Annotated in this window: 10 protein-coding genes; 1 reads left to right on the top strand and 9 read right to left on the bottom strand. The window is 65.2% G+C overall.

All coding sequences use genetic code 11. The annotated features are described in order from the left end of the window. The 8 genes from SE91_RS22475 to SE91_RS22440 form a co-directional block, all read right to left on the bottom strand. The coding region (locus tag SE91_RS22475; protein WP_502687177.1) for a class I SAM-dependent RNA methyltransferase at positions 1 to 684 on the bottom strand (684 nt) is incomplete at its 3' end. Then, positions 677 to 1411, bottom strand: coding sequence for a TlyA family RNA methyltransferase (locus SE91_RS22470; protein ID WP_061849157.1), 735 nt, complete (start codon positions 1409 to 1411; stop codon positions 677 to 679). The genes SE91_RS22470 and SE91_RS22475, both read right to left, overlap by 8 nt. A 26-nt stretch (positions 1412 to 1437) precedes the next feature. Next, positions 1438 to 1992, bottom strand: coding sequence for a nucleoside 2-deoxyribosyltransferase (locus SE91_RS22465; RefSeq protein WP_008551270.1), 555 nt, complete (start codon positions 1990 to 1992; stop codon positions 1438 to 1440). Between the two features lie 179 nt (positions 1993 to 2171). Further along, positions 2172 to 4100 carry a 1-deoxy-D-xylulose-5-phosphate synthase gene (gene dxs / locus SE91_RS22460; RefSeq protein ID WP_061851247.1) on the bottom strand — a complete coding sequence of 643 codons (1929 nt, stop codon included), beginning with the start codon at positions 4098 to 4100 and terminating at the stop codon, positions 2172 to 2174. Between the two features lie 606 nt (positions 4101 to 4706). Further along, positions 4707 to 4958 carry an exodeoxyribonuclease VII small subunit gene (locus tag SE91_RS22455; protein ID WP_061849156.1) on the bottom strand — a complete coding sequence of 84 codons (252 nt, stop codon included), beginning with the start codon at positions 4956 to 4958 and terminating at the stop codon, positions 4707 to 4709. Between the two features lie 74 nt (positions 4959 to 5032). Beyond that, positions 5033 to 5962, bottom strand: a complete 930-nt coding sequence (locus tag SE91_RS22450; protein WP_008551228.1) for a histone deacetylase family protein — start codon at positions 5960 to 5962, stop codon at positions 5033 to 5035. 135 nt (positions 5963 to 6097) lie between these two features. Next, the gene (locus SE91_RS22445; RefSeq protein WP_061849155.1) at positions 6098 to 7759 is read right to left on the bottom strand and encodes a bifunctional metallophosphatase/5'-nucleotidase; all 1662 of its coding nucleotides are present in this window, start codon (positions 7757 to 7759) and stop codon (positions 6098 to 6100) included. A gap of 181 nt (positions 7760 to 7940) precedes the next feature. Continuing rightward, positions 7941 to 8699, bottom strand: coding sequence for an enoyl-CoA hydratase-related protein (locus SE91_RS22440; protein WP_061849154.1), 759 nt, complete (start codon positions 8697 to 8699; stop codon positions 7941 to 7943). A gap of 250 nt (positions 8700 to 8949) precedes the next feature. On the opposite strand from SE91_RS22440, the gene SE91_RS22435 reads away from it, so the two are divergent. Further along, on the top strand, positions 8950 to 10182 hold the full coding sequence (locus SE91_RS22435; protein WP_061849153.1) for an MFS transporter: 1233 nt from the start codon (positions 8950 to 8952) through the stop codon (positions 10180 to 10182). Between the two features lie 206 nt (positions 10183 to 10388). Here SE91_RS22435 and SE91_RS22430 read toward each other — a convergent pair whose 3' ends face one another. Next, complete coding sequence (locus SE91_RS22430; RefSeq protein WP_061849152.1) at positions 10389 to 12167, bottom strand: acyl-CoA dehydrogenase family protein; 1779 nt, start codon at positions 12165 to 12167, stop codon at positions 10389 to 10391. Positions 12168 to 12300: the final 133 nt, after the last annotated feature.

Here is a 12300-nt window from a genome sequence, read left to right as displayed (position 1 = left end):
CAGCTCGCCATGCCGCGTCAGCCGGGCCAGGCGATGCAGTTCGGCGACGCGCGACAGCGCGGTGACCAGCGCCGTCGGCAACGGGCCGGAGCCGCGCACGTCGACGTCGAGGCCGTTGGCAGTGGCGGTGACCTGGATGTCGAGCGGCTTCGTCACCGGCATCTTGGACGTCAGCTGTTCGGCGAGGGCCCAGGCGGCCTCGAGCGCGCCCTCGAGCCCGGGATCGAGAATGGGACAGCGATGAATCGGAATGACGTCGTGCGAGCTCGTCGCGGAGAAGCCGACCTTGAGGATGTCGTGCGTGCCAAAGCGACCATGCAGCGTGATGCGCCGGCGCCCGGCGCCGTGCGCATCGACCAGCTCCGCCACCTCGCAATCGAGGCCGGCCTGCGCCAGCGTCTCGACCACGATGCTGCGCTTCCAGGCCTGATAGGGCTTGGCGGCCCAGTGCTGGATCGCGCAGCCGCCACAGACGCCGAAATGTGGGCAGAACGGTTCGACGCGCTCGGGACTTGCGACGTGCACCGCCAGCAGCTTGCGGCGATCGGGATGGTGGCCCACGACGTGGTCGACCTCGACCGTCTCGCCGCCGAGCGTGTAGGGCACGTAGACGGCATCGCCCGTGGTGAGCGAGACGCCGTCGCCGCGATGGCCGACGTGATCGATCGTCAGCCGTTCAACCACGGCGCGCGCCCAGGAAGAATTCGACATTGCCGTCGCCACCCGTGATTGGTGACGGGAATATCTCGATGTCGGTGCAGCCGAGCGAGGCGGCGAACGCCGCGATGTCGTCGCAGATCTCCCGGTGCACGGCGGTGTCGCGGATGATGCCCTTCTTGTTGTGCTTCCGCTCGGCCTCGAATTGCGGCTTGATCAGCGCCAGCAGGCTCATCGACGCGGCCGCGAGCGACAGCGCCACCGGCAGCACCGTCTTGAGCGAGATGAAGCTGACGTCGATGACGACGATGTCGGGCCGCGCCGGCAGACGCTTGCCTTCATAGCTGCGGATGTCGGTCTCCTCCATCGACACGATCTTGGGATGATCGCGCAGCGAGGGATGCAATTGGCTGGTGCCGACATCGATCGCGAACACCAGGCTCGCGCCGTTCGCGAGCAGCACCTCGGTAAAGCCGCCGGTGGAGGCACCGACGTCGAGGCAAACATGGTCCTCGATCTCGATCGGGTAACGCTCCAGCGCCCCGGCAAGCTTGACGCCGCCGCGAGAGACGTAAGGATGCGCCGGCTCGGCCTGGATGATCGCGTCCTCGGCGATCGTCTCCGAGGGTTTTGCGACCTGCTTGTCGTCGGCCGTGACGAGCCCGGCCTCGATCGCCGCGCGCGCCCGCGCCCGGCTCTCGAACAGGCCACGCTCGACCAGCAATACATCCGCGCGCTTGCGGGCAGGGGGCATCGGATCTCCGACAGACGACTTGAAGCTTATGTAGCGATCAATCGCGCGGCCGCCATGCGGACGCAAGTCTCGAACGCGGCGAGATCGTGCCAGACGTCGATCGGCATCGTGGCCGGCGTGACCAGCGCGCAGCCATGCAGCTCCAGCGCATGGATCATCATGAGGTTGTCGACCAGGCCGAAATCCTCGACCGTCAACCCCTGCGCATCGACCAGCCGACCGTCCTCGGACACGACGTCCATGAAGCGGCCGACGCGGTCGGCATAAACCGCGCCATCGTTGGAATAAGCGAGGCAGAATTTGCGGCGGCCGGCCATGTAGCCGAGCTCGTAGACGGTGCCGGGATCGGCGCCGGCGCCCCGGAACGGGGTGAGGTTGGCGATGATCGCATCGGCCGCGTCCATCATCGCCTCGTTGCCGCAAAAGATTTGCCGCGAGGCATCGGGCGCGGTGAGCTCGATCGCGTTGTCGAGGGGAAAAAGGCCGGTGAGCCCGTGCGAAGCGCAGATTTCAACCTTGCGCTGGCCGATCTCGACCGCATCCGGCAGGAACACGTCGGGGCCTGCCAGATAGATTTTCATGGGTGCGGTCTGCCGATGCGAAGCGCGGTGCGACACCTCCCCCATCGGGAGAGGACGGCGCGAAGCGCCGGGTGAGGGGTTACCCCCTCTCGTGGGACCTCAACCCCTCACCCGGATTGCTTGCGCAATCCGACCTCTCCCGATGGGAGAGGTGGGGGGGCAGCGTCTGTCGCGACGGCTCAGGCCAGCTTGACCGTCTCGGCCTTGACGTCCTTGCCGAGCGCTTCGAATACCTTGGCGACGATGCCCTTGGCGTCGAGACCGGCACGGCCGTACATCGCGGCCGGCGTGTCGTGGTCCTGGAAGACGTCGGGAAGCACCATCGAGCGGAACTTGACCATGCCGGTGTCGAGCACGCCCTGGTCGGTCAGGAATTGCGCCACATGCGAGCCGAAGCCGCCGACCGAGCCTTCCTCGATCGTGATCAGGATCTCGTGGTCGCGGGCGAGCTTGAGCACCAGTTCGGTGTCGAGCGGCTTCATGAAGCGCGCGTCCGCGATCGTGGTCGAGAGGCCATGGGCGGCGAGTTCGTCGGCCGCCTTCTCGCACTCGGCGAGGCGGGTGCCGAAGGAGAGCAGGGCGATCTTGCTGCCCTGGCGGATCATGCGGCCCTTGCCGATCTCGAGCGGAATGCCGACCTCGGGCATCTCGATGCCGCGGCCTTCGCCGCGCGGATAGCGCAGCGAGCTCGGACGATCGTCGATCGCGACCTGGGTCGCCACCATGTGCACGAGCTCGGCTTCGTCGGCCGCGGCCATGATCACCATGTTGGGCAGACAGCCGAGATAGGCGTTGTCGAACGAGCCGGCATGGGTCGCACCGTCGGCGCCGACGAGGCCGGCGCGGTCGATGGCGAAGCGGACCGGCAGGTTCTGGATCGCGACGTCATGCACGATCTGGTCGTAGCCGCGCTGCAGGAAGGTCGAGTAGATCGCGCAGAACGGCTTGTAACCTTCGCTCGCAAGGCCGGCGGCGAAGGTCACCGCGTGCTGCTCGGCGATGCCGACGTCAAAGGTGCGGTCGGGGAAAGCCTTGTTGAAGATGTCGACGCCGGTGCCTGACGGCATGGCGGCGGTGATGGCGACGATCTTGTCGTCCTTCTGCGCTTCCTTGACGAGGCTCTGGCCGAACACGTTCTGATAGGCCGGGGCGTTCGGCTTGGCCTTGGCCTGGGTGCCGGTCGCGACGTCGAACTTGACGACGGCGTGGTACTTGTCGGCCGAGGCTTCCGCGGGACCGTAGCCCTTGCCCTTCTGGGTCACGACGTGGACCAGGATCGGGCCGGTCTCCATGTCGCGCACGTTCTTCAGCACGGGCAGGAGATGGTCGAGATTGTGGCCGTCGATCGGGCCGACATAGTAGAAGCCGAGCTCCTCGAACAGCGTGCCGCCGTCCATCATGAAGCCGCGGGAATATTCCTCGACGCGGTTGGCGCGGTTGGCGATGATCTTGGGCAGGCGCTTGTTGATCTGCTTGGCCGCATCGCGCAGCGTGCGATAGGTCTTGCCGGAATAGAGGCGCGACAGATAAGCGCTCATGGCGCCGACCGGCGGCGCGATCGACATGTCGTTGTCGTTGAGGATGACGATCAGGCGCGAGTTCATCGCACCCGCGTTGTTCATGGCCTCGTAGGCCATGCCCGCCGACATCGCGCCGTCACCGATCACTGCGATAACGTTGTTCTTGCCGCCGGAGAGGTCGCGCGCGACGGCCATGCCGAGACCGGCCGAGATCGAAGTCGAGGAATGCGCCGCGCCGAACGGATCGTAATCGCTCTCGCTGCGCTTGGTGAAACCGGACAGGCCGCCGCCGGTGCGCAGGGTGCGGATGCGGTCGCGCCGGCCGGTGAGGATCTTGTGGGGATAGGCCTGATGGCCGACGTCCCAGATCAGCCGGTCGCGCGGCGTATCGAAGACGTAATGGATCGCGGTGGTGAGTTCGACCACGCCGAGACCCGCGCCGAAGTGACCGCCGGTGACCGAGACGGCATCGATGGTCTCCTGCCGCAGCTCGTCGGCGACCTGGCGAACCTGCTCGACCTTGAGCTTGCGCAGGTCTTCCGGCGTCCGGATGGTGTCGAGAAGCGGCGTTTTACTGTATGCGTTCACGGCGATTTCCAATTTGTCAGCGCCGGAAGGTCATTCCGGTGCAAGATGGGTTTGCACAATTTCGGCGCAGCGCGAGTCCTCAAACCGTCGGAGCCACCTGCATGGGGCAAGGCCCCGTCTTCAAGCTTAGGTAAGCTTAAGTGCGCTCCGGTTCAGTCTCTGTGATCCCTGTCACTTAGATCGGCTTCGCCCGTCCCAGCCAATTCATCAGCAGTTTGAAGCGCTTGTCGTTGGTAATCTGTGCCCACGCAAGGCTTGCAAAAAGCCACACTCCGCGCAGCTTTACACCAAAGCTGAGGCCAAAGCCAACCCGCTGGGCCGATTGGGGGTTATGCAGTGCAACCGGTGGGCCAGAGTGGTTAACTGCGGCCCGCGACGAGGGGTTCCAGGCTGGCCAAGTCTCTGGGCGAGCTTTTTCGCCAGAATCAGAGCTTTCTTATCCTCGTACTTCCCGGTTCCAAGACGGGGTTCAGCGTGTTTCCGACATATGGAACCGTAATGTCGCACGGGACGGCGCCGTGCGATCATGAAAAAGGCAGCCGACTGTGACCCTCGTGCACTACAACGGGGATCAAGTTCGGTCAGGCCAGATGTGGGAACCCTTAGCTACTGAACGTCGAGCGGCGCGGTGACGGTAGCCTGGCCGCTGGCATCGGTGGTGATCTTGTCGACGCGGGCCTCGGCCTGGCGCAGCAAATCCTCGCAGCGGCGCTTCAAGGCTTCGCCGCGCTCATAGATCGTCACGGATTCCTCGAGCGGCACCTTGCCGTCTTCGAGCCGCTTCACGATCGTCTCGAGTTCCTCGATCGCGCGCTCGAAAGTGAGCCTGGAGACGTCGATTTGAGTATTTTCGGCCATATCCGTTTCCGATTGCCCGGTTCGCTTAGCCCTCAGTGAAGGCGGGTTTTGCGGGCTTAATGTGGCGAGCGTCGTCAGGCGCCCATCAAGGCGCCGACATGCGCCGTAACAGATTCTTTCAGTCCTTGCAGGTCGTAGCCGCCCTCGAGCACCGAAACCACGCGCCCTCCGGCGCTCTTGTCGGCGAGGTCCATCAGCTTGCGCGTCACCCAGGCGTAGTCCTCCGCGCGCAAATTCAGCGAGGCCAGCGGGTCGCGGTAATGCGCATCGAAGCCGGCGGAGATGATGAGCAACTCGGGGCTGAATTTTTCCAGCTGCGGCAGGATCAGATTCTCGAACGCGCTGCGAAATTCAGGGCCGCCGTCCTCGGAGGCGAGCGGCGCGTTGACGATGGTATCGTGATCGCCGCGCTCGCTCTTGGCGCCGGTGCCCGGAAACAGCGGCATCTGGTGTGTCGAGCAATACATCACGGTGGGGTCCGACCAGAAGATGTCCTGCGTGCCGTTGCCGTGATGCACGTCGAAATCGACGATGGCGGCGCGCTTGATGCCGTATTTGCGCTGGGCGTGGCGCGCGGCGATCGCGACATTGTCGAAGAAGCAGAAGCCCATCGGCTTGCCGATCTCGGCGTGATGTCCGGGCGGGCGCACCGCGACGAAGGCATTGCGATGCTCGCCGGCCATCACCGCTTCGGTGGCCGCCACCGCGCCGCCGACGCCGCGCATCACCGCTTCCCAGGTGCCAGGGGACATCGAAGTGTCGCCGTCGATATAGACTTGGCCGCTGGTCGGCGCGATGTGGCGCAGCTCGGTGACGTAATGCTCGTTGTGGCACAGCGTGACGAGATCCAGATCGCCTTCCGGCGCCTGGTCGCGCACCAGAAACTGGAAACGCTCATGCGATAGCGCTTCCTCCACCGCACGCAGGCGATCCGGCCTTTCAGGATGTCCCGGCGGCGTGACGTGGTCGAGGCAGGCCTTGTGGGAGAGAAGAAGCGTGCTCATCAGGTCGGCCTCGCGGGAAAAACGGCGCTTGACGTCGCTTGGCGCATCCGGCGCCAAAACGCAATGCAAAACCCAATCTAGGCATTTGGGCGGCAATGGCAAAGGGTCGGCCCGCGCCGGCCAGTTTGATCCGGATCAATTCACACGGAGGATGCGGGTCGGCGGCAGCGGACCGATCGGCCCATGCGCCCGGAAGAACGCGAACAGCGCGTCCGCATCATAGCCGCCATATTGCGGCGCCGTGCCCTGCTTGGCGACGGTAAAACCGTCGCCGCCGACGGCGAGGTAATCGTTGACGGTGACGCGATATCCGCTCCCGGCTTCGACCGGCCTGCCGTTGAGCGTCATCTTGTCCAGGCTCACGCGCTCACCAAATGGCTTCGCCGCATCCCAGGCATAGCTGAATCCATTCGACACCTGGAGGATTCGGGGCCGCTTCGGGTCCAGCCATTGCTGTTCCAGCATGTCCTTGAGCTGGCTGCCGGTCAGCGTCATGGTGACGAGGCGGTTGCGGAACGGCTGGCTCGCGAAGACGTCACCGAACGTGATCGCGCCGTTCTCCTTCGGCACGATGTCGGTGCGGATGCCCCCGGGATTGGTGAGCGCGATGACGGCGGCGCCGTCCTTGGCGTCGCGGGTCGCGAATAATTGCGCATCTGCGATGACGTCGCCGAGCGGGCTTTCGCCGGCCTCGTTGGGACTACGCGACAGCGTCTGCGTCACCGATCCCGCCGGCCGGTTGGCGATCGGCGCCGACAGTCTGTCGTAAGCCTCGATCAGTGCCGTTTGCTCGGGATCCTTCGCCAGCGAGGTATTGGCGACGATGACGTTCTCGGCCTTGGCGCCGACGATGTCGCGGCTTGCCGGATCGAGCTTAAGGTCGATCGCGGTGACCAGCGTGCCGTATTTGTCGCCGCTGGTGACGAGCCGTCCGTCGATGTCGCAGACATAGGCGCGGTGGGTATGGCCGCTGACGACGACGTCGACCGCACGGTCGAACTTTTTCACGATATCGACGATCGGTCCCGTGATGGCAGGACATTCATTGTAGTCGCCCGAGGGCTCGCCGCCCTGGTGGATCAACACCACGATCGCCTCGACCCCGCGCGCCCTCAGCTGCGGCACCAGCGCGTTCACCGTCTCGGCCTCGTCACGGAATTCGAGACCGGCAATGCCTGATGGCGAGACGATGCCGGCAGTCTCCTTCAACGTCAGCCCGATGAAGCCGACGGGGATGCCGTCGAACTCCCTGATCTCATAAGGCGGCAGCACGCTCCTGCCCGTCGCGGTCTCCACCGTGGATGCGGCGAGATATTTGAATTTGGCGCCGGTGAAGGGATGCGGTCCCTGGCAGCCGTCGAGCGGATGGCAGCCGCCGTTCTGCATCCGCAGGAGCTCGGTCTTGCCTTCGTCGAATTCGTGATTGCCGACCGAGCTGATCGCAAGCCCCATCATCGAGAGCGACTCGATCGAAGGTTCGTCGTGAAACATTGCTGACAAAAACGGGCTTGCGCCGATCAGGTCGCCGGCGGCGACGAAGATCGTGTTCCTGTGTCCCTCGCGCAGCTGCTTCACCAGCGTCGCCATATATTCGGCGCCGCCGGCGGCGACCATGACCTTCTTGGCTTTGTCCTCGGGATCTCCGATACGGATTCCGCCCGGCGGCGGACGCAAATTGCCGTGGAAATCGTTGATCGCGAGGATGCGCAGCTCGACCGGCGCGGCGGTCTGGGCCGAGGCGGGCAGGGGAGTGATCAGTGTCAGCGCGAGCGCGGAAATGATGACGGAGTATCGCATGGGTACAAGATTAGTCATTCCGCGCGAAGATTTCACGAAGGTTCTCGCCGTCATTCCGGGGCGACGCGTAGCGTCGAGCCCGGAATCCATTCATCCACGAACTCTGCCGCCCGATGGATTCCGGGCTCGCGACTTTGTCGCGCCCCGGAATGACGACCATTGCCGGTCACCGATCGCGCCGCTACCTTTTCTTCCTGTTCGCAAACGCATTGAACGCCGCCACCGCTTCGTCCGACTTCAGCCGCTCGCCGAACAGATGGCCTTCCTGGTCGATGCGGCGGGTGAGTTCTTCCGGCGGGGTGCGCAGCAGTTTGCGCGAGGTCGCAACGGCCTCGGCCGGTAGCCGGCAGATCTCGCGTGCCACTTTGCGCGCCTCGACCTCGGTGTGTCCCGGTGAGACCACGGTGTTGACGAATCCCGCGGCATGCGCCTCGGCGGCGGTGAAGGTCCGCCCCATCACCAGCATCGCGAAGGCACGCTGGTAGCCCATCGTATCAGGCATCAAGAGGCTGGCGGCGCCGACCGGGACCAGCCCGAGATGGATATAGGGTGCGGAGAAGGTCGCCGCGTTCGAGGCGAGCACATAGTCGCAGTGGAACAGCATCACGGTGCCCATGCCGATCGAGGCGCCGTCCACGGCCGCGATGATCGGCTTGGCATTGAGGGCCAGCGAATAGAGAAATTTGGCCCCTTCCGACAGCGTCTCGGGGCGCGAGGTGTCGGCATTCAGGAAATCGTCGATGTCGTCGCCGGCGGTGAACACGCCGGAGCCGCCGGTAATGATCATGCAGCGGATGTCGGGGTTGTTCTGCGCGGTGTCGATCGCACGGCTCATCTCCCGATACATGTCCTGCGTGATCGCGTTCTTCTTGCCCGGTCGGCGCAGGGTGATCACGCGCGTTCCCCGCTCTTCGGTGACGACGATGTTGCCGTTCGGCATGCGAGCCCCCTGCGGTCGCCGCGGCGCTTGCCCTTGGCGTGTCTCACGAAGCGTCAGCCTACATCATCTTGCAGGCCTGCCAATGCGCCGGTTCGGGCTTTTCGATGCCGATCCTGTGACGTCGGCGCGTATCGCCCGTCACGCGCTGTTGCGCATTGCAACAAATGGCTACAATGTTTCATTTGAAAAACCGTAAGTTGTAGTGCAGGATCGCATCCGGTGCCGTTTCCTTTGATTGATTGCTTCATCGATGATAGCCGGAACGCGCATTGACGAATCCTCGCTGCACTATCGCGGCTGGCGCGTCGTGCTGGCCTGTTTCATGATGGCCTTCTTCATGTTCGGCTTCGGCCTCTATGGCCAGGGCGTCTATCTAGCCGAGCTGCAGCGCGCTCATGGCTGGCCGGGCACGCTGGTCTCCGCGGCGAGCACCTTCTCGTTCCTCCTCACGTCCGTCCTCGTCATCTTCACCGACGACCTGCTCGCCCGCATCGGGCTGCGCGCACTGATCCTCTGCGGCCTCTCTGCACTCGGCGCTTCGACCGTGCTGCTGGCGCTGATGCAGACGCCCTGGCAGCTTTATCTCGCTTATGCGCTGATGTCGGTCGGCTGGACCGGCATGGGCACCGTGGTGATCGCAACCGTGCTGAACTCCTGGTTCGAGCAGCGCCGTGGCCTCGCGCTCAGCCTCGCCTTCAACGGTGCGACCTGCGGCGGCATCATCCTGGTCCCGCTGCTGCTGTCGCTCAGCGGCAGCATCGGTTTCCGGTCCGCGATGCTGGCTGCCACGCTCGCCATGATGGTGCTGGTGCTGCCTGTGGTCGTGACGTTCATCGGCTGGCCCGCGGGGACGTTGCCTTCTTCGGGCGGACGTGCCCCCGGCGCGGCTGCGCCGGTTCACTCGCGCAAGGCGCTGCTCGCCAATGCGGCCTTCTGGACCATGGTGTTGCCGATCGCGATCGCGCTGCTGGCGCAGATGGGCTTCATCATCCACCAGGTGGCGTTTCTCGAGCCGCTGATCGGGCGCGCGAGTGCCGGCCTTGCCGTGACCATTATGGCAGCGATGGCGATCGTCGGCCGCCTGTTGCTCGGCCTGTTCGTCGACCGGCTCGATCCCAGGCTCGCCTGCGCGGCATCGATGACGAGCCAGGCCGCCGCGCTCTTAGTGGCTCTGCAAAGTACGAGCCCGACCGTGCTGCTGGCCTGCTGCGCCGTCTACGGCTTCTCGATCGGCAACATGATCACGTTTCCGCCTCTGATCATCCAGCGCGAGATCGGCTCTTCCGCGTTCGCCGCCGCGATGGGCCTCGGCACCTCGATCAGCGGCATCGTCAGCGCCTTCGGCCCCGGCATCGTCGGCCTGGTGCGCAGCTTCACCGGCAACTACACGACGGCGTTCGCGCTGTGCGTGGGGTTGGATCTCGTCGCCGCGGGCGTGGTGCTGTGGCGGCCGGGGAAGAGGGCTGAGGTCGCAGCTTCGTAGCTGGGCTGAGCGAAGCGCCAACGCGGGAGCCGCAGTGTAGTTGGTGTGTCCCACACACTCGGTGTCATCGTCCGCGAAGGCGGACGATCCAGTACTCCGAGACGTTCAAAGTGATCGCGAAGCCGCAGCGTACTGGATTCCCCGCCTTCGCGGGGAATGACAGTGGAGAGCGGGCGCGCAGGGGTGATGACGGACCGGCCGTGTCGCTATCCCAACAACACCGCGTCCGCCGCCGCAACCGACTCCGCGCTCTCGGTCACCGTGCGTTCGAGCGCCGGGGCCTGCACCGTGATGTTCTCGGCGAAGAAGCGCGCGAGCGAGACGTAGCGCGCGGCATCCGTCGCGCCCTCGGCCTTGGCGGCGAGCGCCTCGGAGGCCAGCATGCAGCCGCCGAGCGTTGCGCCGAATTGCTGGAGATACGGCGTCGCGCCGGCGAGCGCCTCGTTCGGTGCGGAAGCAACGCGCTCGAGCAGCCATTTGCTGGTGCGCGTCAACGCGTCCAGCGCCTCGCGCAGCTTCGTGCCCGTGGTGCCGAAGGCGGGATCGTTGGAGGCTTCCACCTGCTTGACGGTCGCCGAGAGCTCATCGAGCAGTGTCCACACCGACGCGCCGCCATTGGCAGCTAACTTGCGCGTGACGAGATCGATCGCCTGGATGCCGTTGGTGCCTTCGTAGATCGCGGTGATGCGGGCATCGCGATAATGCTGCGCGGCGCCGGTCTCCTCGATGAAGCCCATGCCGCCATGCACCTGCACGCCGAGATAGGCGACCTCGTTGCCGATGTCGGTGGAATAGCCCTTTGCGATCGGCGTCAGCAGCGCCGCGCGCGCGGCCGCGTCGTTCCGCACCTTGGCATCCTTGGCGCGGGTGGACACGTCGATCGCGACCGCGGTCGCATAGCAGATGGTGCGCGCGGCAGCAGTCTGCGCCCGCATCCGCATCAGCATGCGCTTGACGTCGGGATGGACGAAGATCGCATCCGAGCCGTCGCCCTTCTTGCCCACGGCGCGGCCCTGCTTGCGCTCCTGGGCGTAGGACAGCGCCTGCTGATAGGCGCGATCGGCGACGCCGACGCCTTCCAGGCCGACGCCGAGGCGGGCCTGGTTCATCATCGTGAACATGCAGCGCATACCCTGGTTCTCTTCGCCGATCAAAAAGCCGATGGCGCCGCCATGATCGCCCATGGTCATGGTGCAGGTCGGCGAAGCATGCATGCCGAGCTTGTGCTCGACGCCGCTGGCATAGATGTCGTTGCGTTGGCCCAGCGAGCCGTCTGCATTGACCATGAATTTCGGCACGAGGAACAGCGAGATCCCCTTGGTGCCGGCGGGCGCGTCCGGCAGGCGCGCCAGCACGAAGTGCACGATGTTGTCGGTCATGTCGTGCTCGCCATAGGTGATGAAGATCTTCGTCCCCTTGATGCGATAGGTGCCGTCGGCCTGCTTCTCGGCGCGGGTGCGCAGCGCGCCGACATCGGAGCCGGCCTGCGGCTCGGTGAGCTGCATCGTGCCGGTCCATTCGCCGGAGACGAGCTTTTCGAGATAGATTGTCTTCAGCTCGTCGCTGCCATGCGCTTCCAGCGCTTCCATCGCGGAGGCCGTCAGCAGCGGGCAGAGACCGAAGGCGAGATTGGCGGCGCTCCAGATCTCGGTGCAGGCCGCGTTGATCGCGAGCGGCAGGCCCTGGCCGCCGAAATCTTCCGGACCGGACACCGCGTTCCAGCCGCCGTCGGTCCAGCGCTTGTAGGCGTCGGGCCAGCCCGGCGCGGTAGTGACCTTGCCGTCCTCGAGCTTGATGCCGTGCTCGTCGCCGACCTTGTTGAGCGGCGCCAGCACGTCGGTTGCGAATTTCCCGGCTTCCTCCAGCACGGCCGCGGCAATGTCCGCGTCGAAATCGCCGTAATGGCCGGCTTCCACTGCGGCCTTGAGGCCGGCGCCATGGTTGAGCGACAGCAGCATGTCAGAAATCGGCGCGCGGTAGGTCATGGCTCACTCCCGTGGACATCATTGGCGCCGTATTCCCACGAAACGGGGGCGGTCTCAATGGCCGGTGGATGGGGACGGCGCGGTGCCGGGGCGGAGCTACCGGGCCATATAATAAAGTGAGGCGGGCGGATGG

The sequence above is a fragment of the Bradyrhizobium sp. DOA1 genome, from assembly GCF_001593325.1.
GTDB lineage: Bacteria > Pseudomonadota > Alphaproteobacteria > Rhizobiales > Xanthobacteraceae > Bradyrhizobium.
The sequence above is the reverse complement of the archived record's forward strand: the minus strand, read 5'-3'. Positions and strand labels throughout refer to the sequence as shown.